Origin of the sequence: Psychrobacter sp. SZ93C1 (assembly GCF_015864635.1) — a bacterium.
Classification (GTDB): Bacteria; Pseudomonadota; Gammaproteobacteria; order Pseudomonadales; family Moraxellaceae; genus Psychrobacter; species Psychrobacter fozii.
Genome location: NZ_JADYWY010000009.1, coordinates 51,456 through 77,186 on the forward strand (window position 1 = coordinate 51,456; position 25,731 = coordinate 77,186).

Genomic DNA, 25,731 nt, shown 5'->3' on the forward strand with positions numbered 1-25,731 from the left:
GATAGTATTATAAATCGCTAATAATTATTGGCTAGATACTAGCTAACCATGAAAGAAACTTTGAAATCTTAGAGGCTTGATAGTTTGAATGCCTTAGAAATTAAAATCATTGACGTATTTGTCATGATTTAAATATTAGAGCATATGAAACTTTTGATAAACCATAACAACAACTAGAGGATAACCCATGAGTAAGCAAATTTTATTGATTGAAGATGATCCTGATTTAGCTGAATTGATCAGCGATTATTTAACCATGAACTATTATGATGTGCATCATGCAGGTCTTGGTCAAGAAGGGCTTGAATTATTAGACACCAAAGAGCGTGATATTGACTTGGTTGTTCTTGATTTGATGCTACCTGATATGGATGGTATGCAGGTATGTCAAAAAATTCGCGGCAACAAAAACAACATGACCAACAAAGTGCCAATCATCATGCTGACAGCGAAAGGTGATACAACCGATCGCGTGTTAGGTCTTGAGATGGGTGCTGATGACTATATCTCTAAGCCTTTTGAACCGCGTGAACTGCTAGCACGTATTCGTGCTGTCATTCGTCGTCACGAGCAACCGAATCAAGCAGATAGCCAGTCAGACAGTTTGACTTTTGGCCGTTTGAGTGTATTCCCTGATAGCCATGAAGTCACTATCGATGATGAAGCTGTACGTTTGACGACGCATCAGTTCCAATTGTTGCATTATTTTGCCACGCATTCTGGTAAAGTACTGAATCGTGAGCAACTTTGGCAAGCCATGCCAAACGATGATAGCTCAGACAATATCGATCGTGCCATTGACGTTCATATCTCACGCTTGAGAGCTTTAATTGAAGACAATCCACGCCAGCCAAAACGTATCATCACGGTACGCGGTGTTGGTTATCAATTTGCCACTGATCAGGTTTGATCATAGAAAACAGCTGACGGATCGAGAAAACAACCATCCTGTTGATTCAGTTTTACAAAATCAATAGGATGCATCGATATAAGCGTCCAATAATAGAGATGGTTTAATGCAGCAGTTGGGTTTTCGTTCCGTATTTGCCAAGTTGTTTGCCAGTGTCATGATGGCACTTATCTTATTTGCAGTGGCTATGGTGCTGTTGACGCAACTTGTGCATGATAAAGATGCAGGTATTCGCTCAGAAGTACTCGCCACACAAATTTTGGGACAGATAGACCCCTTCTTGCACGAACTAAATACTTCCATTAGCCGAGACAATCGCTTACAGTCTCGCTTTATGTTGGCAGTGGTTAAAAAAAGCTTTGATATCTTTGATGAGTCTTTACAAGCTAAGATGGGCTTGTATGACAGCCAAGGTCGGCTGCTCATGCAAACAGACAACAGTGACCTACCGCTAGAGCTGCCAGAACCGCCTTCTTTGTTATCTCGTGTTTTCCCTTCATTTGCAGAAACGTCTCCTACCAAGCAAGCTCAGGTCTATAGCGCTACTGGCTATACACTGTTATATGAATCACGCTTGCCACCAAAAAAACCCGTACTCTCTGCTGCCCTGAATTTATTCACAGGCACGCTATTGCTGCTATTCATTATGGCAGGTGTCCTATGGTGGATTGCTCGAACCATTACTTGGCGTATCAATCAGATGAGCCAACAGATGACTCAATTGGGTGATGGTGACTTTACGGTACGAGTGAATGCTCGCGGTAACGATGAGATTGCTTCATTGGCACGCGGATTTAACCAAGCTGCACAAAAAATCGAACATCTTATCGATGCTAATAATTTACTATTGGCACATGCCTCTCATGAGCTACGTACGCCCATTACGCGTATTCGCCTGCAAATCGAAATGATGGACATGCTGACTGGTGCGCTACCAACCGATACCAAAGCAAAATTTGATAAGCGTGCTCATGCAATCAATCGCGACTTATCAGGACTTAATGATTTAGTAGAGAGTATTTTACTGGTCAGCCGTTTAGATGCTGGTCATGCCCTGCAACAAGTTGAGCATTTAGATTTATACGACTTAGTCAATCAAGAACGCCAGCATTATCCTGAAGCCACTCTAATTGGTGAGCACATCGTCATTGATGGCCAGTCATCGATGTTGACTCACTTAATCCGCAACTTACTAACCAATGCAATGTTACATGGCAAACCGCCAGTGACTGTATTGCTGTACGGTGTTCAAACGATCGATGAAGCTGATAACGTTCCTGACTATCTACTACAAACCGTGTTATGCAACAGCTTTGCTGATTATGGTAGCTCTGATTTCGAATCTTATGATGCACCCATCGATGTCAGCGAAAATGGTACTCACAACGCTTCAGATTTAGATGATTCGTTGAATACTATTGATAAGAGCAAGTCTGAAATAACAGATACCAAAGATATATTACCAGCACCGCCTATCTATAAAAACGGTACAAGCATTACGCCAGATACTGATGACGAAAACCTAGAAGCTAGTGTTACTCTTATAGAAGACAATGCTAAAGGTGAGCAGACAGATGCTGATGTTACTAAAAATTCAACAAACCTCAGCGATACAGTTGAGACCAGTAGCGAATCTTCATTGATTGCTGACTATTATAGCTTTACCAATGATTTGACCGACAGAATCAAAAAAGTTATTTGGAGAATCGTTCCCGATACTGAGGTGTCTACTGATAGCGATACAAGCATTCATTCAAAAGACGGTCAAAAAACGAATAAAGCATCTATTGATTCTGGCATCGCGAAAAATAACACCAAAACCGGCATGCAGAATGACTCTAAAAATAATGATCAAAATACTGTTGAAACTCAGAATTCACCACGCAAAGAAAGCCTATTTGCCAAGCATATAAAGAAAGCTAAAGTGGAACCTGTACGCCCATTACCGAAATATGCAGTACTAGCAGTGATTGATGAAGGTACAGGTATTCCTGAAGACAAACGTGAAGAAGTATTCAGTCCATTTGTACGTTTACAGCAAAAAAATAAAGGCTCTGGACTAGGCTTGTCTTTAGTGTCGCAAATTGTCACTGCACACCAAGGCCGTATTCTCACCGACACACTCAATGGCTATACTCGGTTTTTAGTCATCATACCAGTCGAGCATGATCCGCATTACCACCAGCATGATTAGTTAATCGTGCTATCAAATGCACATTTCCTATCACGCCTTCACTACTCTCTCATTTCCTCAAAGTTCTCACTACTAATAGCTATTAGTCATAAGCCTGTCACGGATGTGCATATCCAAAGTGCTTGATAATATGCTATATTAGCGCCCCTTATTATAGGGTTGTTAACGGTTGTTTTTTAATTGGCTTCTTACACAGTAGTGGAAGCGAAACAACACGTTCATGACTATTAAAATATTATTGAATTTTGAGCCCTCCATGAATGACATGATTGTCTTAAACGATGTGACCAAAAGCTTCTTAAGCGACCGATCAATCAAGGACAAAAACGGCAAACCGCATTGGTTTACTGCCGTTGAGCCGACATCTCTCACTATCCAACAAGGCGAAATATTCGGCCTAATGGGATATTCAGGTGCCGGTAAATCAACCTTATTGCGTCTGATTAATATGCTGGAACGCCCAGATGCTGGTCAAGTCATCATCGATGGTACTGACTTAACGACGTTATCTGCCAGTGAGCTGCGTATCGCACGTCATAATATTGGTATGATTTTTCAGCAGTTTAACCTGATGTCTAATCAAACTGTTTTTGATAACGTGGCATTTAACTTAAAAATCTCTGGTTATCCAAGCCGTGACATTCATAAACGCGTTATGGATTGTCTAGCAATCGTTGACTTAACCGATCGTGCTGGCCACTACCCTGCCCAGCTATCAGGTGGACAAAAGCAGCGTGTTGGTATCGCCCGCGCAATCGCACCCAGTCCAAAAGTACTGTTGGCCGATGAGCCAACCAGTGCGCTAGATCCTGCGACGACCCGTAGTTTGCTGACATGCTTACGTGATATCAATGAGCAACTTGGAGTCACCATTGTCATTGTGACTCATGAGATGAGTGTCATTCGTAGACTCTGCGATCGCGCCGCATTGCTACATCAAGGACAACTACTAGAAGTTGCAGATGTCAAAGACGGTCTGATTCAGGCAACCACCCCTATTGGCCAAGGCTTAGTGCACGAAGACTAATGAGGCAGGAGAAAAAACATGTTAACTGGTAGTGAATTATCCGCCTCGATAGATAAGTTATTGGTGCTGCGCAAAGAAATTATAAGTGCCTTTATCGATACCTTTATTATGCTTGGTATTTCTACAACAGTCGCAATTGTCATTGGTGGTCTGTTTGGCATATTTTTATTTTTGTCCAGTGATCGACAGTTTTTGCAAAATAAGACGCTGTATGGTGTGCTTGGTGGTATCACCAACTTTATGCGTGCGTTCCCTTTTGTGATTCTAATGATTGCTATGAGCCCTTTTACCAAAGCCATCGTAGGTACTGGTATTGGCCCTATTGCCGCATCATTAGTACTCGCTATCGCGGGTTCGTTTTACTTTGCCCGTTTGGTCGAGCAAAACTTACGTGAAGTGCCGCGCGGTATTATTGAAGCCACTGAATCGATGGGCGCACGTCCTCTGACCATCATCAAAGTTTTGCTCAATGAAGCACGATCAGGACTGGTATTGTCCGTGACTATACTTTGTATTAGCCTGCTCTCTTATTCAGCAGCTGCAGGTATGATTGGTGGTGGCGGTCTGGGTGATTTGGCCATTCGTTATGGCTATTATCGTTATCAAACTGAGGTGATGATTTTTATCGTTATCGTATTGTCGATAATGGTCATCTCGATTCAGGCCTCTGGTAACTGGTTGGCCACTCGCTTGGATAAACGCTAGAAACGGTTCCAATAAAAAACAAAACCAAGTAAGACAATGCTTATATGAATAATACTCAAGGCTTGATGCCGATTCATACTAAGCAAAACGCTTGACTTTGTTACTAAGACCCTTTAATTTTGTTACTAAATTAACAGTCGTTAACTCAGCAGCATTACTATTGATAATGTTGCTTTTTTAATGGTCATTACTTAACCCTTTATCCCATACCTCTTATTAAGGAAGTTCCATGAAATTAACAGATATCAGCCGTCAGTTGGCGACTGCATTTGCCGCTGTTGGTGTATCAGGCCTAGTGTTAGTTGGCTGTAGCAATTCATCAGCACCAGAAGCGACTCAAGAGCCTGTGACTGAAGGATCAACTGCAGAAACTGCTGCTAGTGATATCGATCCTGAGCATACAAAAATCATTATCGGTACTACCGAAGGTGACTTTGCCGATATGGTACGTAACCAAGTAAAAGGCTCACTTGAAGCTCAAGGCTATGAAGTTGAACTGATTGCCTTTACTGACTATGTACGCCCTAACCTTGCATTGGCTGAAGGTGATTTGGATATCAATATTTTCCAGCATAAGCCTTATCTTGATAATTTCAAAAAAGAAAACAATCTTGATCTAGTAGAAGCATTCCAAGTACCAACGGCTCCGCTTGGCATTTACTCAGGTAAAAAGAACACGCTTGACGCTGCTTTCAAAGGCATGAGCGTCTCTGCACCAAACGATCCAAGTAACTTTGCACGTGCTTTGGTTATGATGAACGATCTTGGTTGGATTACCCTAAAAGACAATATCGATCCATTGACTGCCTCAAAAGCTGATATTGCTGATAACAGTAAGTACGATATCGACATCATTGAATTAGAAGCAGCTCAGTTGCCACGCGCCCGTGATGAAGTTGACTTTGCCGTTATTAACGGTAACTATGCAACGGATGCGGGTATCGAGCTAACTGAAGCTCTATTCCAAGAGCCAAGCTTCTCTTATGTCAACTGGTCAGCGATTAAGTCTGCTGATACTGGCAAAAAATGGGTTGAAGACGTAACCAACGCTTATAATTCAGAAGCTTTCAAAAAGTACGCTCATGACACTTTCCCAGGTTATAAGTATCCAAAAATCTGGGGCGCTGATCATGGTGCACAGACTGATGCCGCTGCACCTGCTGAAGCTGAAGCTGAAGCAGCTGCTCAGTAAGTAGACTAACACTCAAAAATGGTTGCTCTAAATAAACCATTTTTGAGCTTAAGTAGTAAAAGCCCATTATTCACGAATGATGGGCTTTTTTTGATCTCAATTTTATGAACGGCAAACAATTACTCGTAGTCTATCCAACATAATTTGGATATAACGAAGCCCAGTGAAAGTACTAGAAATGGGAGATTAAACAAGATTAACGCAGTAATACTTTTATAGCGGAATAACTTATATAGTAAAAATGACGTTACAACCTGTTAGTCCTTTGTAGGAAACCGTCACTCGCTCTTTCACTTCACACTGATTTTTCCTATAGTAGATGAGCTCAATAGTTACTAGGCAAAATTAAATATAACTATTGCTGATAAATTAAATAATAAACTATAAGGATAATAATATGAGTGTTAAAAACTATAAAATCCGTACCGCTGGACAAGCAAACATCCCTGTACTAGGTCTGGGTACATGGCAATCAACCGGACAGGATTGCATTGAGGTCGTCAAACAAGCGTTAGAAATGGGTTACGAGCATATCGATACTGCTCAGGCCTATGGCAATGAAAAAGAAGTTGGTCAAGGTATCAAACAATCCGGTGTGGCCCGCGACAAGTTCTTTTTGACCACGAAGATATTTCCTGACGATATGAAGTTTCAACCAGAAAAACTAATCGCAGCGGCTAAGCGCTCTTTGGAAGATTTAGACACTGATTACGTTGATTTACTGCTGTTACACTGGCCTGATGATCGTGTCCCACTGTCTGAAACCATTCCTGCATTGTGTGAACTACAGAAACAGGGCTTAACGCGTCACATCGGAGTATCTAACTTTAATATCGCTAATATTATTGAAGCTAAAAAGTACGCTGACGTACCAATTGTGGTCAATCAGGTTGAGTTTCATCCGTTCATCAAGCAAAATACTTTGCAGAATTTTTTGAACAATCACCATATTTTATTAGAAGCTTACTCACCGCTCGCGCGTGGTGATGTGTTTGATAACGATACCATCAAAGAAATTGCAGATAAGCATAATGTGACACCAGCGCAGATATCATTGGCTTGGATTTTATCAGATAAGCATCGTGTCGCCATTCCGAAGACTGCAAACCCTGACCATTTACAAGGCAACTTAGATGCCCTCAATGTGCAATTGAGTGCTGAAGAATTAGAAGAGATTGGCAACTTAGCTAGTAGTGCTGGTCGTAAAATTGAACATCCTGACTATAGCCCTGTATGGGATGACTAATATTCCGTCATATTAGAGCGTATTCTAAATTTAAACGAGCAAAGCACATATTTGATTAGGGCGTGTCTTCATTTCAAAAATGGTGATAAAAATGAGATAAATTGCCGTCAAACAAGAAAAATAGCGCAGATAATATCGAGATATTAGTCAGCTATTTGACGCCGTTTGGAAAGATTTAGCCATTTTTAGCCTATTTAGATGACTATCCGGTGAATTGAAGACACGCCCTAGGATATACTCTGAAAATCATATAAAAAAAGAGCCGCTAATTGATTTTAGCGGCTCTTTTTTTTGATTAAATTTGTTCAAATACAGTCGATTCAATTTAAAAGTAGTACAAGGCAACCGAGCGTAGATGTATATTAAATACTTCAAGCGAGGTTAACGCAGTAATACTTTTATAGTGGAATGACTGTATTACTGCTGCAGCGTATCAGTCTCATGAACCTTTTCAGCAGGATTGTATTGCTCAGAAGATGGTACGGCACCGCTACGATTGTTCTCTTTCATTGATTTGGCCACTTCTGGAGGCATATAATTTTCATCATGCTTAGCCAATACTTCACCAGCCACAAAGGTATCGCCTTGCATTTTGCCAGTGGCAACCACACCTGAGTTTTCAGCGAATAAATCTGGCAAAATCCCTTGATAAGTCACTGGAACGGTTGATTCAAAATCAGTAATCGCAAACTCAACATTCAGTGGATTATCTGCTGCACGCTGTACGCTACCTGCAACCACCATACCACCTGCACGAATTCGCTTATCTTGTGGCGCTTCACCTTTGGCGATGGCAGTAGCGTCAAAGTAGTAATCCGTCTGTTGCCCAATAGCATACAGCACCAGCACCACGGCTATTGCGGCTCCTGCAAGCGTAAACATAACCCACATCAGTTTTTTGCGACGAACTGCATTCATACCACTACCTCATTGATGAGTCGCTGTTTTACAAACCATAATCAATCTATAAAACAGAAAAATTTGAAGAAACTACCATTAGAAAAACTTTCTAAAAATGTCTTTCTAATCGTACTCTTCTAACGGCTATATGGTAGCATTTTTCGGACAAATCAATAGGCCTTATAGTGAGGTATGATGTTACCCATTGATAAATGGCTCACTGACCATCTATGCACTAAAGTCATGATATCGAAATGTTTTTTTTAACGAGAGTGCTTGGTCGCAGATGGTGTTGCTTTAGTCGTACGCTGTGCCTGTCGTGCTTGCTGAATTGTCAGCTGCTTGATAAGAGCTTGTCTCTGGCGGCGACTATAAGCAATAAAAATCAGCATCGCGCCAACCGTGATGGCCCAACATGACCAAACAAAAACACCATGCTTACCCATGGCGATGAACTCAGATACGCTATAAAAATAGGGCTGCATAATCGTTTCCTAGCCGTTATTTATGTTGACCACGGATGTATTCTTTCACCCATGCTTTGCCTTGGTCACGATACAATATCAAAGTATTGGTACGATAAATCGCTAACGTTGCCACCAGTAAATAGCTACCAATTACCATCAATAGCAATGGCATCCACATATCTGCCGACATCTTTGGCGCTGAGGTCAAACTAAAAGTCGAACCTTGATGCAACGTATTCCACCACTGTACTGAGTACTTGATAATCGGTAAGTTCACGGCACCAACAATCGATAAAATGGCTGCCGCTTTGCCTCGATTGGCAGTATGCTCAAAGGCTGCGAACAATGCCATGACACCGGCATATAAGAATGCCAAAATCAGCATAGATGTTAAGCGTGCATCCCAAACCCAATAAGTGCCCCAAGTGGGTTTTGCCCAAATAGAGCCTGTAATCAAGCTAATAATACAGAGCAAGAAGCCTATGGGAGCAATCGCCTGCGCCACCAAACTGGCCGTCTTAATCTTCCAGACCAAATAAATTGCCCCTAGTATAGCGAGCGCAAAATAAATAGAAATCGCAAGACCAGCAGCTGGTACGTGGATAAAGATAATGCGGTAGCTATTGCCCTGCAAGTAGTCGGGCGGCGCAAAAGCAAGCCCCCAAACGCTACCTATCAGCAGGCAAATACTGGCTAATATGGCCAACCACTTAACCCAAGGTCCAAAGATACGGAAAAACTCCTTGGTACCCACAGTGGTCAAAAAGCCTTGCCAAATGCGCTGCCACAGGCTAGGAGATGAGACGTTATTCAGGTTGGGCATGGGGATAAACCTATTTGCGCAGCTCTTTGGTCATAACGGACACAGCACACTATGGGCGCTATTATCTATGAACCTGCTGGCGTTAAACACTGGATAGAATCTACAAGTGATTGTTTACGTATTAAGTTGGCTATTATAGCAAAATTACCCGTTTTCAACAGGCTGTTAATACAAAGGTTTTTTATGAGGAATGTTGATGCATCCTACTTGGTTTTTAATTAAGCCACGCCATTTTTAAGGTCATCGCAATTACCCATGGCATGATCAAAACTGAAATAATACTGCCTGCTAATAACAGCGCTAAAATAGGCAAACCATTCAGACCAGAAGCGAATAAATCAACGGCACCAGTCGCAAAAATCAATACCGGCAACTGCATTGGCAAAGCGATTAATGGCACGAGCACCGCGCCATTTTTCAATGATAGCGTTAAACTGCTGGCAACTGCTGACAGCATCAACAGCATGGGACTACCCGTCACAATAGAGGCCATTAGTATCCACGCCTCAAACCAACTGAGCTGAAACAATGGTACGGCAAGCAAACTCAGCGCTGCCACAATACCACTACTAAAAATCCAATGAATCACCAAACGTATCAATACCCACAATGGCAATGAAGCGTTGGCAACGACCAACTGTGCGAGCGTACCATTATCAAGTGCCGGCTTAAATAACCCATCAACGCCCATTACTAGTGATAATAGCGCAGCAATCCATACGGCAGACACACCTAGCCGCTGCAATAGCGCAGGCTCGCTACCTACTGCTAGCGGAAATAACGTAATAATGACCAGAAACAGTACTAAAGGATACAACCACTGCACTGCTCCTTGCTGCTTCACTTGCCATTCACGACGCCATAACTGCATAAAACTGATGCCGCGCACAGCTGATACGATAACGTTCGAGCCTTTATCTGTTGTTTGTACGGGGCTGTCTGTCATTATCCGTCCTTTTACCTATACTGCTTATAGTTATCATACTTATTGGAGCTATCGCACTTCTTATAGCTATCGCATTCACACCATATAATCTGACAAATCGAGCACTTGATTGGCAACACCAACGGCCTGATGACTGGTCATTAATATCGAGCCACCGGCATTGGCAAAGTCACTTAATCTGTCTTCCATTCGTACCACCATATCGACATCAAGCGCAGTAAAAGGCTCATCAAGTAACCACAAAGGTGTGATATCAGGGGTTAGTAGATATAATCTTGCGAGGGTAATACGGCGAGTCTGCCCAGCAGATAAATGACTTGAGCTAACGGTCTCAAACCCTTGTAATCCTACCCAAGCGAGCGCATCATCGATATCAGTGACACTGGGTGTGATACCATATAAATTCAGTAGAAATGTTAGATTTTGCGCGACGGTGAGATTTGGATGAATACCCAGCTGGTGCGAGACATATAAAGGCTGAATAGGCAGACTTACAGCCCCTTGGTAAACAACCTCACCAGTAATGACTGGCAGTAATCCAGCCAGCTGCATCAATAGTGTCGTTTTACCTGTACCGTTCGCACCAACTAAATGACAGAGGCTACCTGCAGATAAATTGAGAGAGACTTCTTCACATAAAGGTATTTCACCGCGCTGGACTGTCAAACCATCAAGCACCAGTAAAGGCGTATCCAAAGCTGTCATCAAAACCTCTCATTATTTATCAAACAGTAATCAATATTCACCACAAACCAATGCGATGTTCATGGCATAATACTTTATGCTTACTACAAACACTCAGTATAACAAATTGTCGATTACTATGACCTCAAAACCTATGCAGACTTCAAAAGATAACCAAAACCTAGATTTAGAAACAAACACGTCGACGTTCACCATTAATAGCTTAATCGACGCCCAAATTGATTTTATGCAGCAGTGGTTACGCCAGCAGGCTGAGCCACTGAGTATGGAAGCTTGGCAATGGTTTGGCACACAACCACTTAACAAATATATCAGTCGTGATAACTTGCAGCATTTGATCAGTGACTGGATACTGAGCCAGCCCATGACGGCGGTGATGCGTGAGGATATCCGTGACATCTTGCACACGGTTATTTATCACCCAGTCAATGATAACGTGCCGCTATCTGAGCTAGTAGATGATACACAGGTTGAGACGCTAGCCACCTATGTAGGTAGTCATGAGCAGCAGCGCCATGTTTTAATTCACACGCTAGTTGGCAATGAAACCTTTGCAGATTTACTGACCCAGACGCTATATCACGCGATCAACGACTTTATGGAAAGCACACTAGATAAAGCAGGCGGTGTTGGTAAATTGATGAAACTGGGACGCAGCTCTTTTGAAAAGGCGACCAACAGAAACCTTGATGAAAAGCTGCAAGCCTATTTGCACCGTAATATTAAAGATTTAACACGTCGGGCAGAAGCCAATGCACAAGCACATCTATCAAATGAAGAAGTGGCAAGGTTACTAGTCACTGGTTGGGCGCGCATCAAAGAGCAACCTGTCAGTCATTTGCAAACTTATCTGCGTGACGAGCCTGACAACAGCAGTATCGATCATATCGAAGCCAGTATTCAGCAGAGCTATAATCGCCTGCGCGTGTCGCCTTATTTGCATACACTAGCAGCAGCAAGCATCGATACTTGGTATGACAACCATCAAACAGACACGATTGCGACTGTTGCTGCCAGTTTTCATATGGATGAGCAAGCCATGACACAGTTTAGTACAGCGCTACTGCCTGTCGTACACGATGCGCTTGATAGCCCATGGTTTGTGGCACATATCCATGAGATGTTAGAGGCATTTTATGCACAATCGCATATTAAAGAAGGATTGGCACTCAATAACGAGTAACTCAACATTTTGAGTTATACATCAGATGCCATTATCATTCACTTATTGATCAGCAACATACATTATGAGCCAAACGACTAAACTCAGCTTGTGGCAAAAACTCAAACAGTTATTGACTGCTGCTGCGCCTCAGGCGGTTGCTGATACTGATATGAGTAATGATGATATAAGTGGCAGAGAGACTAGTGGCTTACATGGTTATAGTAGCTCACATGACCATAATGATAACCATAGTGACTCGCATAACAACCATAATAAGAGTGATTCTAACTCTCCCACTGAAAATGAAAGTGAGCAGGTACAACCTGATGCTTTAAGCTTAGATAAAGAGCAACCCGAGCAATCTGACATACTTATTATCGACTGTCTGAAGCAGTATTTTCATACCAAAAAATGGCACTATACTTATCACCGTCCGAAGGCCAATGATGACCAGCAATCACATCATTTGTCTTTTTCGATGCGTCACAAACAACTGATCTCTGCTTATCTATTTCGTTGGCAGGAGCAAAATAAACTGCTGGCCGTCTATGGGATTTTGCCATTTTCCATTCCAGAGAGTCATCAAAGCGCTGCAATGCTACTCATCACTCAAATCAATTATGACATGATGATTGGTAATCTAGAGATGGATGTCAATGATGGAGAAATACGCTACAAAACCGCCATCGATGTCGAGACAGTTGATATCGACAAGGCGCTTATCGAACACTTACTACAAAGTGTGGTTGCTATGACTACTGTCGCCCATGAACTATTTAGTGATTTGATCAATAATCAAGATCCTGCAGAAGACATGCAAACATTACTTACAGAGCTACACCAACAAGCAGACGCTCGCACGTTCTTTTTACCCACGCAGTTTGTACAATAGAGCCATCGTTAGTCATTATCCTACTATCCACTCACCCGTTTAGAAAACCATCGCCCTTATGCTAAAAATTGCCTACTCTGATATTTTTCGTTACTCAGTGCCTGAAAAGCATCGCTTCCCTATGCAGAAGTACACCATGATTCCTGAGCGCTTACTGGCCGAAGGGACGATCACGACCGATAACTTTTTTGCGCCTGCAAGCTTAAGTGAAGACGAGATTTTGACCACCCATACGCATGACTATTGGTATCAATTGAAAACGCAAACATTACCACGGAAAGAAGCCCGTGCCATCGGTTTTGAGATGACACCCGAGCTGGTAGAGCGTGGTCGTTATATTGCTCATGCAACCTATGAATGCGCATTATATGCACAGCAATATGGCGTAGCAATGAATGTCGCAGGTGGCACACATCACGCGTTTTCAGATCATGGCGAAGGATTTTGTGTCTTTAACGATGTTTGTATTGCTAGTAATTTATTATTAGATCGCGGATTGGCGCAAAAGATTTTGGTTGTTGATTTAGATGTGCATCAAGGTAATGGCAACGCTAGCATCATGGCAGACGAGCCACGTGTTTTTGTGTTTAGTATGCATGGTGCAAAGAACTATCCTTTTCGCAAGCAAGTATCAGACTTGGATATTGAGCTAGATAATGATACAGGTGATGCCGAGTATTTACAGATATTAAAGGATACGCTACCACGCCTAATAAAAGAGTTTGCACCCGACATGATTTTTTATCAGTCTGCGGTAGACGTATTGGCCACTGATAAATTAGGGAAGCTTGGTTTGACGATGGAAGGTTGCAAAGCGCGTGATGAGTATGTGTTGCAGCAAGCAAAAACCGCCAACATTCCTGTTGCTATCGTGATGGGTGGCGGCTATTCAGAAGATATCAAAGATGTGGTCGAAGCGCACTGCAATACGTTTCGCTTGGCGCAGCAGATATTCTTTGGTAAGTAAACTGCACCTATGCCAACTTAAAGACGTTGGCTACTACAAAAATGCCGTAATCCCCTGCCAACCCACACGAATACCAAGCACCGTGACAATCAATAAAATAAGCTGACGAAAGCGAGCTTGCGGCAAGTAACGACGCAAGCGAATACCAACCAAAAGAGTGACGATAGATATCACGCTAAGTAAAGTAATCAGCTGCCACTCACCACTGGTCAACGCCATAATCGGTTCACGTAGTACGATAATCTGGGCAACTTTACCCAAGAAATAACACATATTACCGACTTTCGCGATGGTGTTTTTATCATCGCTAGCAGACAGCAGATACATCATCAGGATGGTCGACATGGCATTGGTCGCACCGCCAATAACGCCGGCGCTAAAACCCACCATAATCAGCACAGGCTTGGTATCTGGTAGACGGATTTGTTTGCCAAGTAAACTACTGATGACATAAAAGGCAATAACCGCTGCCAGTGTCAATAAAATATAAGCACTATCTATCCATAGCAATAACTTGGCACCCAGTATACTGCCAAGTAAGCTGGTCAATGCCAACAGCCAATAGCGCCTGCCATAATAAGTAAAGTTTTGCCAAATCGTACGGCCACCACCGGACAACCAAGTCATCGCATTGAGTAATATAGAGGGAAAAATAACCAACACAATCGCGTGTGGCAACGGGTAAATACTCGCAAGTGCCGTGGTTGTCACCAACGTTACACCTAGCCCGCTAATACCATGCAGCAGCGATGCCATTGCAAAAATCAAAGTCAGTATTAGCATCTGCGTGCTATCGTTACCCGCCATTTCCATCATATGTCATACCACTCAGGGCTTTATATTTACATTTATAGCGACAGCATTAATGCCTGCCCTAATTTCAATAATGGCGATAAAAACGCAATAAATCTTAGTCAAGTAAAGCAACTAAGGACAGATAATATTTTCATATTACCTGTCCTTAATGCCATTCAATGTGGACTTAGCCAGTTTTGTTTTGGCGCATCACATACTGTCTAATTTAGATTGAACGCATATCTTAGCTATTATGGCGCTGCCAAACTGTTTCACCGATGATGCTAGCCAATTGCTCAGCAATCTTATCTTTGCTCGCTTTTTCAAGCATGACGCTATCATTCTCATAACGCTCTGAGAAAAATACCTGCATAGCATTATCGTCACTAGCAAAACCAATATCAGCCCGTGAGACATCATTACAAGCAATCAAATCTAAATTTTTGGAAATAAGTTTACCACGAGCATAGTGCTCGACATCTTGGGTCTCTGCAGCAAAACCAACGACAAACAATTCTGTATGAGCAAGAGAAATAGTCGCCAAAATATCAGGATTTTTAACCAAACTTAGCGCCATAGCATCTTGCGTTTTTTTGATTTTTTGCGGAGCAGCCTCTTCCGTACGGTAGTCAGCAACAGCAGCCGTCGCAATAAAGATATCAGCGACTCTCACACTATCATCGGTGCTAGTCGTGACAACATTATGTTCGTCCCCGCAATCACAATCACCGTGGTGGTCATGTGAATGTGAGTGGTCATGATGATGATCATGGTCGTGGTCATGCTCGTCTTCAGATATGTATTGTAGCTCGCTATGTGTACCATCCACACATTGTTGCGCGGCAGTCAGCATCTCTTGCGCAGATAAAACATCTATACGCGTGACTTTAAGCGGTGTAGGCAGTGCTACTTTACCACCGGTAATCAAAATCACCTCGGCACCAGCAGCCACACAAGCACGCGCTAAAGCAAAACCCATTTTTCCGGTAGAGTGATTAGACAAATAACGAACTGGATCAATTGCTTCTACTGTCGGTCCAGCGGTAATGACCACTCTTTTGCCTGCCAGCAATTGCGGCGTCGTTTGCATGGCATTGAATAATAATACTTCGGCCAATAGCTCCTCAGGCTCAGGTAAGCGCCCCGCTCCCACATCACCACAAGCCTGTTCACCGCTTGCAGGCTGTATCACATGATAATTCATGTCGCCCAGCGTTTGCACATTCAGGTTTACCGCTGGATGTGCCCACATCTGCTGATTCATCGCAGGGGCGACAATGACAGGTGCGGTGGTAGCAAGACAAACGGTGGTCAGCAGGTCATCCGCCATACCCATCGCAAGACGTGCGAGCGTATTGGCCGAGGCTGGTGCAATGACGATTAAATCTGCCCATTTAGCCAACTCAATATGCCCCATTCCTGCTTCTGCTTGCTCATCCAGTAGTGAGATATGCACCTCATTACCAGTCAAGGCTTGCAGTGTCAGCGGTGTGATAAAGGCCTGTGCACCTGTGGTCATAATGACGCGCACATTAAAGCCCGCTTTAATTAATAAGCGAGCAAATATAGCAGATTTATAAGCGGCGATACCGCCAGTGATAGCAAGCACAATATTAGACATAAGCATGGCAACAATAAAAAAGTTGAAAGATAAAATTGCGCTTATAGTAACAATTATGAGATAAGTTGGGTAAGAATTTCGATATTTACCAAATATCTCTAGCAGCAATCCATTTTCAAGGAGTGATAATGGCGATCAAAGACTGGCACGAAGATGACAGACCACGTGAGAAGTTGTTGAAGTTTGGTGCGGCTCATTTATCCGATGCTGAAATACTGGCCATATTTTTGCGGACAGGCACCCAGTCTCAATCAGCGATTGAGCTGGCTCGTCATTTAATCAAGCAGTTTGGTAGCTTAGCAGAACTATTGGCAGCCCCGCAAGATATTGTCCTTGCCTGTCATGGTATTGGCCCTGCAAAATACTCACAGATATTAGCCTCGCTTGAGATGGGTACACGCTATCTAGACAGTCAGCTCAAAACAGGCCAAGCACTCGGACGCTCACAAGCGGTCAAAGATTATATCAGCACCCAGTTGCGCGGTGAGCATCGCGAGGTTTTTGCCGTCCTTTGTCTAGACAATGCACTCAACCTGTTAAACTTTGAGATACTATTCACAGGCGGCATCTCATCATGCTCAGTCTGCATGAAGCATGTACTACGCCACGCGTTAAGTCACGCAGCTAGCCAGTTAATCATCGCGCACAACCATCCTCATACCGACTACAAACCATCGACAGCCGACAACTTACTCACCTATGAGCTAAAAAAGGCCTGTGATTTATTAGACATATCTTTGGTCGATCATATCATCGTCGGACGTAACGATACTCTATCCTATGCCGAAAGCTGTTTGGCACCTTTTGGGTAGTTTTATCTGACTTATTTGGTCTTTGGTCGCACTAGCTATATACTTTATGCAGCTTGATACATATTATCGACACAGCGTAGCATTTTAACCGTTGATAGTCGCCGACAACTGTTTCATATTGATGGCTAACTTCGTCTTTTATTTGTCTTTTCCTAATTGGACTTCAAAGCCAATTATTGGTAGCTGGCTTAACCTAGCTATAAGACTACTAAACGTCCGAAAAATAACAACTATATAGATTCAAACATTTTTACACCTACATTTCTCACGCTTTTGGTTCAGCGTTATAAAGGAGACAGTCATGGCAATTGGCTTATTTATTTTGGCAATCATCATTCAATTAGCCATGGTTTTGGCCATCTTTTTGTTGTCCCTGTCACGTATCACTGGCAGCGTTACTGCCCTTGTTACCGTTATCGTTACTGCCGTTATCAGTCCATGGTCACTTATATTAGGCGTGCCGATAGCGCTGCTATGCTTGGTACTACTCGTTGCTCCTCTTCGTCAGTCACTGATTACCAAGCCTGTCTATAAAGCATTGGGCGGCGCGATGCCGAGCATGAGTGATACCGAACGTGAGGCACTTGACGCAGGCACGAGCTGGTGGGAAAAAGAGCTATTTATGGGTGCGCCTAACTGGGACACTTTTGCCAATTATCCGTATCCAGAACTGTCAGAAGAAGAACAAAGCTTTATAGACAATGAAGTAGAAGTGCTGTGTGCCATGCTTGATGAGTGGAAAATTCAGCATGAAGATAAAGACCTGTCGCCTGAGGCGTGGCAATTTATTAAAGCCAATGGCTTCTTAGGTCTGATTATTCCTAAAGAGTTTGGTGGTCTAGACTTTAGCTCGTATGCGCAAAGCCGTATCATGAGCAAAATCGCCTCTCGCTCTCCCACTGCAGCTGTAACCTGTATGGTGCCAAACTCGCTCGGCCCTGGTGAGCTGTTGATGCATTATGGTACGGATGAGCAAAAACAACGCTGGCTACCCGGTCTTGCCAAAGGTGAGGAAGTACCTTGCTTTGGTCTAACGGGTCCTGAAGCAGGCTCAGATGCAGGCGCTATTCCTGATACAGGTGTGGTTTGTTACGGCATACATGAAGGCGAGCAAGTACTCGGCCTACGGATGAACTTCTCAAAGCGCTGGATTACGTTGGCACCTATCGCCACAGTCGTGGGCTTAGCATTCAAAATGCATGATCCAGAAGGCTTGCTTGGAGATTCTAAAAAAACCGATTATGGCATTACCTGTGCTCTCATTCCTGCCAGCCATCAAGGCGTCATCACAGGGCCACGTCACAACCCGATTGGCTCGCCATTTATGAATGGTACAGTCGATGGTAAAGATGTCTTTATTCCCTTAGATTACATCATCGGCGGTGTCGAAAACGCTGGTCGCGGTTGGCGTATGCTGATGGAATGCTTGGGCGTTGGTCGCGGCATCTCTCTCCCTGCATTATCAACCTCAGCCAGTGAAATGACGTATCTGTCTGTTGGTGCTTTTGCCAAGGTTCGTGAGCAGTTTAAAATCTCTGTTGGCAAGTTCGAAGGCGTACAAGACGCCACCAGTCGCATGGCCAGTAATACCTATATGCTAGAAGCGTTTCGCCATCTCGTTACGTGCGGATTGAACCAAGGTGGTACACCATCGGTCATGACGGCCATGGCAAAATACTACGCCACCGAAACCATGCGCAGTGTGATCAACGATGGTATGGATGTCGTTGGTGGACGAGCAGTACAGATGGGGCCACGTAACTTTTTAGCGACACCTTATCAGGCTATTCCAGTCTCTATCACGGTTGAGGGTGCTAACATACTGACCCGCTCATTGATGATATTCGGTCAAGGTGCAATGCGCTGCCACCCGTATCTATTTGATGAACTACAACTGCTACAGAGCAAAGATAAAGAAGGTGCGACTCGAAAATTCGATACGCTTTTCTTTAGACATTTGGGTTATACCTTCAATCGTGGGGCAAAAGCCTTTGTCGCAGGGTATGTCGGTGGCAGCAATAATGCACCGAGCTTTGCAGACAGCTTTACCCGTCCCTACTACAAACATATTAACCGCTTAAGCGCGGGCTTTGCCCTAACGGCTGATATGGCGCTAGGACTGTTGGCTGGCGACTTGAAACGTAAAGAAATGCTCTCTGGTCGTTTATCAGATATTCATAGTCACTTATTTATTGCGACGTCTATTTTGCAGTTTTATGAACATGGCACCAAATCAAAGTCTGAGCGCTTACATGCTGAGGTTGCTTTACAAAACAGCTTGTACACCATTCAAGAAGCTTTCTTATCGTTCTTTGATAACTTTCCAAATCGTATGGCAGCCAAATTGGTCAGCTTTGTGACTTTCCCAAGTGGTCGTATCTTTACACCACCAAGTGACGAACTCAAACGCCAGTTGGGTGATGTCTTTATGGATGACTTTGAGGCCAACCCTTTCCGTGATTATCTAAAAACTATGGTCTACTACACGACCGAAGAAGACGATGTGACTGGGCGTATGGAGCATGCATATCAGACCTTGACCAGCATCGAACCGTTATGGCAGAAGTTTAAAAAAGCAGAACACAACGACAGCTTTGAAGGTCTTACCTTTGAAGATCATGTTGTGCATGCCAGCCAAAATGAAGACATCACTGAAGAAGAAGCCGAAGTGCTTATTCAATATAATGCCATACGCTTTGACTCGTTATTGACCGATGTCTTCGATGAACATCTATTGCAGGTACAAGAACGCGCCAATCCACATAGCCTCGATAATGCTGTACAGCAGCTGACTGACTATGCTGAACTAAAAAGTGCGGCACAAGCTCGAAATGGTATTGCGACTGATAGCGATGCTCTAGATGATGATTCTGATGTTCCTGCTAGTGACGACCTTCATGCTGTCGACAATATTTCTGCTAGTGAGGATGTTCATGCTAGTAGCAATACTTCTGCCAATACCGATAAACCAACTGGTGATGCCAACCCCAATCATGGCTATGAGGTCCACGGTGATGTCGAGATGGTTGCTGAGCAGGATACTGTTGAAGAAGTACAGGCGCAGACCGACTTTGAAGACTCCGATCCTGAGACAGAAGCACTTGATCCTCGTTACCGCGATGCAGAATCGCATTTAAGCGAACGCATGAGTAATAACCATCGTCTCAATAAATACAATGCTGAAAATTCTGACAACTTGTCTAGCGCTGACAAATCTGATCATTTGGAAATCGCGAATGACAACGTACAAAAATCCAATTATCTGGATAGCACTGAAACCCCACAAGTAGAGGATAACGTAGAGAAACCATCTACATCCGAGAGCAAGTGGCGAGATGGTCTGCGTCGTGATGAAAGCGATAATGTATAAGCACGGTAATATACAAATGTAACCGTATTCAGGATATAAAAATCTCAAATACCACATGACTATTGTTTAACTTAAAAAGACTGTCCAATTTGGGCAGTCTTTTTTTTGGTTACAAACAAAAACTTTTGCTTATCATTAGCGGAAAAAAGCAGTATTATCTGCTCTCTTGAAATCGTGGGTAGCCTTATAAGCGCTTTATTCTTAGGTTTATCTCGGCTGAATCATAAAAAAATGTTGCAGTAACCTTAACAATTATTTTATATTGTTTGAGAGCCTGACATAAAATGACCAATCAAAATTTATAGACGTAGCAAGATCGGGTGTAGAAACAGCAATCATTTACGCATTGATTTACTATCATACCTGCTATTGGACGTTGTACACAAAAGGATAGAGGTTATGTGGAAAAATATGGGACTGACGGGCAAGATCATGGTTGCCATGGCGCTCGGTATCATACTGGGTTTGTTTATAAACTATTCAGGACTAAACGCTGAAGGCGGCTTTGTTAATACGTATATTACAAACGGCTTTCTCGCTATTATTGGCAAGCTATTTGTTAACTCACTAAAAATGTTGGTCGTACCACTAGTACTTATCTCATTGATTTGCGGTGTGTGCGGTATTGGTGATATTCGTCTGCTTGGTCGTATTGGTACCAAAACCTTTATGATCTACATGTTCACCACCGCACTTGCTATTGCAACGGCGATTGGACTTGGCATCCTGTTTGGTATTGGTAAAGGTATGGACATTGGTACAGATGCTACCTTTGAAGCCGCATCAGCGCCGCCTTTGCTTGATGTTTTCTCTAATATTATTCCATCAAATCCCATCAGCGCGATGGCCAATGGCGATATGTTATCCATCATTTTCTTTGCGATTTTGATTGGTGTCAGTATCTTGATGGTTGGCAAGCCTGCTAAAGGCTTGGTTAAAAGTTTAGAGCTCATCAATGAAGTCATCTTAAAGATGGTGACTATCATTATGAACCTAGCACCTTATGGTGTCTTTGCACTATTGACTAAAGCCATGGCAGAGCTTGGCTTAGATTTGATTTGGTCATTGCTTGGTTATGTGGCTGTATTGATCGGCTCACTGGCGTTCCATTTCTTTATCACCATGATGATTGTACTAAAAGTTGCTTCAGGTTTATCAATCAAAACCTTTTTGGCAAAAATGCGTGAAGTACAGATTTTTGCATTCAGTACCTCAAGCTCGAACGCGACGATTCCTATTACCTTGCGTACCGTTACTAAGCGTATGGGTGTGAATAACTCTGTTGCCTCGTTTACCGTTCCTTTTGGTGCCACCATCAACATGGATGGTACGGCAATCATGCAGGGTACAGCGACCATCTTCATTGCCAATATCTATGGTATTGATTTGGGTGTAACCGAATATCTAACCGTTATTCTGATGTCAGTATTGGCCTCTGTCGGTACTGCTGGTGTACCGGGTGTTGGTCTGATCATGCTATCGATGGTATTTGCACAAGTTGGCTTGCCTATCGAAGGTATTGGCTTAATCTTAGGTGTGGATCGTATTCTTGATATGTTACGTACTGCTGTGAACGTTGGTGGTGATGCTGCTGTGACAGCTATCGTAGCAAAATCAGAAGGTAAAATGGATGTAGCCATTTACAACGACCCTAATGCTGGTGCCAAAGACGTGTTTGACGGTCATATTGATGAAGACAATGAGCGTGAATTCTCAGAAGTCTTTAGCGATGGCATCATGGGTAGTGAGTACGATGATGTCGATCGTCGCAGCTAACCACGCTTGCTAAAGAGACGTTCATAAAATAAAAACCTCAGTCAAAATTGGCTGAGGTTTTTTTATAATCAATAATCAGTAAAACCAACAACTAATTAGCCAAATACGTATTTAGTAATCATCGCCAAACACACCACCACAATCATCGGACGAATCAGTTTACTACCGCCCTTGACCACCATGTGCGAGCCAAAGTACGCCCCTATCGTTTGTCCAACCATCATCGCCAGTCCTACTTTCCACAGTACATTGCCACCCAAAATAAAGAATATCAATGAACCAATATTGGTGGATAGGTTCAATACTTTTGCGGCACCTGTCGCTTCTATAATCTGGCGACCGCGCAATGCCACATTACCAAGCGCAAAAAACATACCAGTGCCTGGCCCAATATAGCCATCATAAAAACCAATGATTGGTGCAACGACTTTTTGCCATTTACTTTCGGATATACGCGGTGCCGCTTCTACCTCACCCAGTCTAGGTGCAAACAATGTATAGATACCAATAGCGGCAATCAAAAACGGAATCAGCTTTTCGAGCAAATCCGGTGGCGACATCTGAACGGCAATCGTACCGATAACGGAACCAATAAAAGCAGCAATAATACCTACTTTTATACGTTGCGGCTTTACGACGCCTTTTCGAATCATCGTAATAGACGCTGCAAGCGCACCTGATGCAGCCTGCAGCTTATTGGTGCCTAGCGTGAGTACTGGTGGGATATTAGCAAGCAACATGGCTGGTATGGTCAGTAAACCGCCGCCGCCCGCGATGGCATCAATAAATCCTGCCAACGCTGCCACAGCCGTAAGCATTAAAATGACTTCTAGTGAAAGTGATAAGTCCATGACACTGACCTGCAAAATTTATAATAAAAAAAGAAAGCCCTAAAAATCGGCTTTGGAAGTTAGATTTAAAATACTGCTATTAGCATTTCTATTAATATTGTTATTGATACTGTTATTAAAGTTGCTGTTGAAGTAGCTTTTAGGGTAGCTATTGATTTTGCTAATGTCGCTTATTATAGAGATAAAGGGCTAAAAAAAACCAAAAACATGGCAAATTCTGTTAAATTTGTCTAACCACTTACCAAATACGCAAGATAAAAACAGTCTGATTAAAGATTGTATCGACTGGCTGTATTTTTATCTATGACCTCAACTTTGTCACATCGCTATTACTAATATGCTGAGCTAATAGTTTTTGATTGACGTATTTTGTTGTGTATATTAATAAGAGTATGAGAAACTGTTCTTGTCTGGCTACTATATCGTTGAGAGCAGCAGCATAGATATTTGAAGTTATTGAACTATTTAGTAAATTGTATTTAGCAAATGAGGATGATATGGCAATACGAAGGATTAAGGCGTTTTTTGAGTTTGAGGCGGCAGGCGGTATCGTCTTAGCATTGGCTGCGATTGCTGCAATGATTATTGCTAACTCCCCTCTTAATACGTGGTATGAAGGCTTTATCCATGCCCCTGTTGCTATCCAAATCGGTGAATTTGCTATCGCTAAAGACGCGCATCACTGGATCAACGATGGTCTGATGGCAATTTTCTTTTTCTTAGTCGGCCTTGAGCTCAAACGCGAAGTCTTAATTGGCGAGCTATCTAACGTCAAACAAATCATACTACCAGCGGGTGCGGCATTGGGTGGCATGATTGCCCCCGCCATCGTTTACCTACTCTTTAACTATAATGAGCCTGAGTTTTGGAAAGGATGGGCGATTCCTGCGGCCACTGATATTGCATTTGCGCTTGGTATCTTAAGCTTACTAGGTAACCGCGTACCCAACTCTCTAAAAGTATTCTTAGTATCAATTGCTATCTTTGATGATATCGGTGCGATTTTGATTATCGCTTTATTTTATACCAGTGATTTGTCATTACAGTCATTGGCATTAGCAGCGCTGTGTCTGCCTTTCTTATATATTCTCAATCGCCGCAATGTCACTAGTATCACGCCTTATCTACTCATCGGTGTGATTATGTGGGTCGCCGTCCTCAAGTCTGGTATTCATGCTACCTTGGCTGGTGTGGTTTTAGCACTGTTTATTCCTATGTTTGACCGTACGGATCCTGAGCACTCTCCACTTGAGGAGTTAGAGCATGATCTACACAATACCGTTGCCTTCGGTATCTTGCCATTATTTGCATTTGCCAACTCGGGCATATCACTCAAAGGTGCAGGGTTGGCAGAATTGTTCCACTCTGTCCCGCTAGGTATCGCTGCTGGTCTATTCATCGGTAAGCAAGTTGGTGTCATGGTCATGTGCTGGCTAATCTTTAAACTTGGTATCTCAACGATGCCTAGAGGCATGAACTATAAGCAGGTTTACGGTGCTGCTTTACTATGCGGTGTGGGCTTTACCATGAGTTTATTCATCGGTGGCTTAGCATTCGCTGGCGAAACTGCGCTGTTCGATGAGCGCTTAGGTATTATCATGGGTTCAATCGTCTCTGGTGTGGCTGGTTACTTAATGCTCAAAGTCAGCTTGAAAGACAATGTAAGTGGTACGTCAGTTGATTTGACTCGCCCGCATTGATAATAAGGCAAGCCACTTATTTGCTATATCGCTCATAAGTGGCTCATCGCTATAGGAGACAAGGATGCGACGGTTTATACAGCGACTCTCGTCAAGTATGGCTATCATCGGTAGCATTTCTCTACTATCAGGATGTGCCACTCTCTCTAAGCAAGAATGCCTCATCGGTGACTGGCAGGCTATTGGCTATAATGATGGCGTCGCAGGCTATCAATCAGACCGCTTAGCATCACATGCCAAAGCCTGTGCCAAGGCCAGCGTGGCTCCTGACTATAAAGCATGGGAGCGCGGTCGCCAGTTAGGGCTCAAACAATACTGCATCACTGACAATGCCTATAACCTTGGCAGACGCGGACGTAAGCTCAATAATGTCTGCCCAGTCGCCATAGCGAGCAATCTACAACAAGCCAATCAGCGCGGTTTAGAGTACTATAATCTAGAGAATCAACTAGACAGTGACAAAAGACTGTTAGAAGAGTACCAAGAAGAATTCGATAAGTTAGAAGGTGGTGCGATGCTAGGCTTTGCCAATGAAAAAGAGGCACGCGCACGTTTACTATTACTCGCTGATGAGCGACGCCAAATCAAACGTCGTATCGATAACACGCAAAGGCAATTGGACTCATTAAATCAGAACAATAGACATTAGGGCGTGCTGAGAAAGTCC

The 25,731-nt window shown here is 43.1% G+C and carries 22 protein-coding genes; 14 read left to right on the plus strand and 8 right to left on the minus strand.

Translation table 11 applies throughout. The features are described 5' to 3' along the window. Positions 1 to 187: 187 nt before the first annotated feature. The 6 genes from I6E83_RS11770 to I6E83_RS11795 all read left to right on the plus strand — a co-directional run bounded on the left by I6E83_RS11770 (position 188) and on the right by I6E83_RS11795 (position 7,274). Positions 188 to 910: a response regulator transcription factor gene (locus tag I6E83_RS11770; protein ID WP_110924036.1), complete on the plus strand. Its 723-nt coding sequence runs from the start codon at positions 188 to 190 to the stop codon at positions 908 to 910. A 106-nt stretch (positions 911 to 1,016) separates the two neighbouring features. Next, on the plus strand, positions 1,017 to 3,104 hold the full coding sequence (locus I6E83_RS11775; RefSeq protein ID WP_197102174.1) for a sensor histidine kinase: 2,088 nt from the start codon (positions 1,017 to 1,019) through the stop codon (positions 3,102 to 3,104). A 256-nt stretch (positions 3,105 to 3,360) separates the two neighbouring features. Beyond that, positions 3,361 to 4,131: a methionine ABC transporter ATP-binding protein gene (locus I6E83_RS11780; RefSeq protein ID WP_181416320.1), complete on the plus strand. Its 771-nt coding sequence runs from the start codon at positions 3,361 to 3,363 to the stop codon at positions 4,129 to 4,131. Between the two features lie 48 nt (positions 4,132 to 4,179). Beyond that, complete coding sequence (locus I6E83_RS11785) at positions 4,180 to 4,836, plus strand: methionine ABC transporter permease (RefSeq protein WP_406947674.1); 657 nt, start codon at positions 4,180 to 4,182, stop codon at positions 4,834 to 4,836. A gap of 229 nt (positions 4,837 to 5,065) precedes the next feature. Further along, positions 5,066 to 6,028, plus strand: coding sequence for a MetQ/NlpA family ABC transporter substrate-binding protein (locus I6E83_RS11790; RefSeq protein WP_197102175.1), 963 nt, complete (start codon positions 5,066 to 5,068; stop codon positions 6,026 to 6,028). A gap of 397 nt (positions 6,029 to 6,425) precedes the next feature. Next, positions 6,426 to 7,274, plus strand: a complete 849-nt coding sequence (locus I6E83_RS11795; RefSeq protein ID WP_197102176.1) for an aldo/keto reductase — start codon at positions 6,426 to 6,428, stop codon at positions 7,272 to 7,274. Between the two features lie 417 nt (positions 7,275 to 7,691). Here I6E83_RS11795 and ccmE read toward each other — a convergent pair whose 3' ends face one another. From ccmE to ccmA, 5 genes are all read right to left on the minus strand, one after another. Beyond that, positions 7,692 to 8,192, minus strand: coding sequence for a cytochrome c maturation protein CcmE (ccmE, locus tag I6E83_RS11800; protein ID WP_197102177.1), 501 nt, complete (start codon positions 8,190 to 8,192; stop codon positions 7,692 to 7,694). Between the two features lie 245 nt (positions 8,193 to 8,437). Continuing rightward, complete coding sequence (gene ccmD / locus I6E83_RS11805) at positions 8,438 to 8,659, minus strand: heme exporter protein CcmD (protein WP_110924042.1); 222 nt, start codon at positions 8,657 to 8,659, stop codon at positions 8,438 to 8,440. Positions 8,660 to 8,675: 16 nt separating this feature from the next. Continuing rightward, on the minus strand, positions 8,676 to 9,464 hold the full coding sequence (gene ccmC / locus I6E83_RS11810) for a heme ABC transporter permease CcmC (protein ID WP_110924043.1): 789 nt from the start codon (positions 9,462 to 9,464) through the stop codon (positions 8,676 to 8,678). Between the two features lie 214 nt (positions 9,465 to 9,678). Further along, positions 9,679 to 10,335: a heme exporter protein CcmB gene (locus tag I6E83_RS11815; RefSeq protein WP_110924123.1), complete on the minus strand. Its 657-nt coding sequence runs from the start codon at positions 10,333 to 10,335 to the stop codon at positions 9,679 to 9,681. Between the two features lie 150 nt (positions 10,336 to 10,485). Continuing rightward, positions 10,486 to 11,115, minus strand: coding sequence for a heme ABC exporter ATP-binding protein CcmA (gene ccmA / locus I6E83_RS11820; protein ID WP_197102179.1), 630 nt, complete (start codon positions 11,113 to 11,115; stop codon positions 10,486 to 10,488). Positions 11,116 to 11,248: 133 nt separating this feature from the next. Here ccmA and I6E83_RS11825 point away from each other — a divergent pair, with 133 nt between their 5' ends. The 3 genes from I6E83_RS11825 to I6E83_RS11835 all read left to right on the plus strand — a co-directional run bounded on the left by I6E83_RS11825 (position 11,249) and on the right by I6E83_RS11835 (position 14,139). Next, positions 11,249 to 12,298, plus strand: a complete 1,050-nt coding sequence (locus I6E83_RS11825; protein ID WP_227680933.1) for a hypothetical protein — start codon at positions 11,249 to 11,251, stop codon at positions 12,296 to 12,298. Between the two features lie 64 nt (positions 12,299 to 12,362). Continuing rightward, positions 12,363 to 13,172 (plus strand): YbjN domain-containing protein, encoded by an 810-nt coding sequence (locus tag I6E83_RS11830; RefSeq protein WP_197102180.1) that lies wholly within the window; start codon positions 12,363 to 12,365, stop codon positions 13,170 to 13,172. Between the two features lie 58 nt (positions 13,173 to 13,230). Beyond that, positions 13,231 to 14,139 carry a histone deacetylase gene (locus I6E83_RS11835; protein ID WP_197102181.1) on the plus strand — a complete coding sequence of 303 codons (909 nt, stop codon included), beginning with the start codon at positions 13,231 to 13,233 and terminating at the stop codon, positions 14,137 to 14,139. A 33-nt stretch (positions 14,140 to 14,172) separates the two neighbouring features. Here the strand turns inward: I6E83_RS11835 and I6E83_RS11840 are convergent, their stop codons facing one another. Then, positions 14,173 to 14,955: a sulfite exporter TauE/SafE family protein gene (locus I6E83_RS11840; protein WP_197102182.1), complete on the minus strand. Its 783-nt coding sequence runs from the start codon at positions 14,953 to 14,955 to the stop codon at positions 14,173 to 14,175. 223 nt (positions 14,956 to 15,178) lie between these two features. Next, entirely contained in the window at positions 15,179 to 16,555 is a 1,377-nt protein-coding gene (gene coaBC, locus I6E83_RS11845) for a bifunctional phosphopantothenoylcysteine decarboxylase/phosphopantothenate--cysteine ligase CoaBC (RefSeq protein ID WP_197102183.1), read from the minus strand. A 128-nt stretch (positions 16,556 to 16,683) separates the two neighbouring features. Between coaBC and radC the strand changes: the two genes are divergently transcribed. The 3 genes from radC (at position 16,684) to I6E83_RS11860 (ending at position 22,513) form a co-directional block, all read left to right on the plus strand. Next, complete coding sequence (radC, locus tag I6E83_RS11850) at positions 16,684 to 17,367, plus strand: RadC family protein (protein WP_197102184.1); 684 nt, start codon at positions 16,684 to 16,686, stop codon at positions 17,365 to 17,367. A 301-nt stretch (positions 17,368 to 17,668) separates the two neighbouring features. Next, positions 17,669 to 20,737 carry an acyl-CoA dehydrogenase gene (locus tag I6E83_RS11855; protein WP_197102185.1) on the plus strand — a complete coding sequence of 1,023 codons (3,069 nt, stop codon included), beginning with the start codon at positions 17,669 to 17,671 and terminating at the stop codon, positions 20,735 to 20,737. Between the two features lie 399 nt (positions 20,738 to 21,136). Further along, complete coding sequence (locus I6E83_RS11860; protein ID WP_194198149.1) at positions 21,137 to 22,513, plus strand: dicarboxylate/amino acid:cation symporter; 1,377 nt, start codon at positions 21,137 to 21,139, stop codon at positions 22,511 to 22,513. Positions 22,514 to 22,608: 95 nt separating this feature from the next. Here the strand turns inward: I6E83_RS11860 and I6E83_RS11865 are convergent, their stop codons facing one another. Further along, on the minus strand, positions 22,609 to 23,364 hold the full coding sequence (locus I6E83_RS11865) for a TSUP family transporter (protein ID WP_197102186.1): 756 nt from the start codon (positions 23,362 to 23,364) through the stop codon (positions 22,609 to 22,611). A gap of 497 nt (positions 23,365 to 23,861) precedes the next feature. On the opposite strand from I6E83_RS11865, the gene nhaA reads away from it, so the two are divergent. Next, complete coding sequence (gene nhaA, locus I6E83_RS11870) at positions 23,862 to 25,064, plus strand: Na+/H+ antiporter NhaA (protein WP_110924052.1); 1,203 nt, start codon at positions 23,862 to 23,864, stop codon at positions 25,062 to 25,064. Between the two features lie 64 nt (positions 25,065 to 25,128). Next, positions 25,129 to 25,713 carry a DUF2799 domain-containing protein gene (locus tag I6E83_RS11875; RefSeq protein ID WP_227680934.1) on the plus strand — a complete coding sequence of 195 codons (585 nt, stop codon included), beginning with the start codon at positions 25,129 to 25,131 and terminating at the stop codon, positions 25,711 to 25,713. The last annotated feature ends 18 nt before the right edge of the window (positions 25,714 to 25,731 follow it).

Excerpts from the sequence above, each read along its gene's own strand:
- I6E83_RS11865 (WP_197102186.1), bottom strand. The coding sequence starts at position 23,364 with ATGGACTTATCACTTTCACTAGAAGTCATTTTAATGCTTACGGCTGTG.
- radC (WP_197102184.1), top strand. The coding sequence starts at position 16,684 with ATGGCGATCAAAGACTGGCACGAAGATGACAGACCACGTGAGAAGTTG.
- ccmA (WP_197102179.1), bottom strand. The coding sequence starts at position 11,115 with ATGACAGCTTTGGATACGCCTTTACTGGTGCTTGATGGTTTGACAGTC.
- I6E83_RS11875 (WP_227680934.1), top strand. The coding sequence starts at position 25,129 with ATGCGACGGTTTATACAGCGACTCTCGTCAAGTATGGCTATCATCGGT.
- I6E83_RS11835 (WP_197102181.1), top strand. The coding sequence starts at position 13,231 with ATGCTAAAAATTGCCTACTCTGATATTTTTCGTTACTCAGTGCCTGAA.
- I6E83_RS11795 (WP_197102176.1), top strand. The coding sequence starts at position 6,426 with ATGAGTGTTAAAAACTATAAAATCCGTACCGCTGGACAAGCAAACATC.
- I6E83_RS11780 (WP_181416320.1), top strand. The coding sequence starts at position 3,361 with ATGAATGACATGATTGTCTTAAACGATGTGACCAAAAGCTTCTTAAGC.
- ccmD (WP_110924042.1), bottom strand. The coding sequence starts at position 8,659 with ATGCAGCCCTATTTTTATAGCGTATCTGAGTTCATCGCCATGGGTAAG.
- I6E83_RS11790 (WP_197102175.1), top strand. The coding sequence starts at position 5,066 with ATGAAATTAACAGATATCAGCCGTCAGTTGGCGACTGCATTTGCCGCT.
- I6E83_RS11770 (WP_110924036.1), top strand. The coding sequence starts at position 188 with ATGAGTAAGCAAATTTTATTGATTGAAGATGATCCTGATTTAGCTGAA.
- coaBC (WP_197102183.1), bottom strand. The coding sequence starts at position 16,555 with ATGTCTAATATTGTGCTTGCTATCACTGGCGGTATCGCCGCTTATAAA.
- I6E83_RS11840 (WP_197102182.1), bottom strand. The coding sequence starts at position 14,955 with ATGATGGAAATGGCGGGTAACGATAGCACGCAGATGCTAATACTGACT.
- I6E83_RS11860 (WP_194198149.1), top strand. The coding sequence starts at position 21,137 with ATGTGGAAAAATATGGGACTGACGGGCAAGATCATGGTTGCCATGGCG.
- ccmE (WP_197102177.1), bottom strand. The coding sequence starts at position 8,192 with ATGAATGCAGTTCGTCGCAAAAAACTGATGTGGGTTATGTTTACGCTT.
- I6E83_RS11815 (WP_110924123.1), bottom strand. The coding sequence starts at position 10,335 with ATGCAGTTATGGCGTCGTGAATGGCAAGTGAAGCAGCAAGGAGCAGTG.
- I6E83_RS11830 (WP_197102180.1), top strand. The coding sequence starts at position 12,363 with ATGAGCCAAACGACTAAACTCAGCTTGTGGCAAAAACTCAAACAGTTA.
- I6E83_RS11855 (WP_197102185.1), top strand. The coding sequence starts at position 17,669 with ATGGCAATTGGCTTATTTATTTTGGCAATCATCATTCAATTAGCCATG.
- I6E83_RS11825 (WP_227680933.1), top strand. The coding sequence starts at position 11,249 with ATGCAGACTTCAAAAGATAACCAAAACCTAGATTTAGAAACAAACACG.
- ccmC (WP_110924043.1), bottom strand. The coding sequence starts at position 9,464 with ATGCCCAACCTGAATAACGTCTCATCTCCTAGCCTGTGGCAGCGCATT.
- I6E83_RS11775 (WP_197102174.1), top strand. The coding sequence starts at position 1,017 with ATGCAGCAGTTGGGTTTTCGTTCCGTATTTGCCAAGTTGTTTGCCAGT.
- nhaA (WP_110924052.1), top strand. The coding sequence starts at position 23,862 with ATGGCAATACGAAGGATTAAGGCGTTTTTTGAGTTTGAGGCGGCAGGC.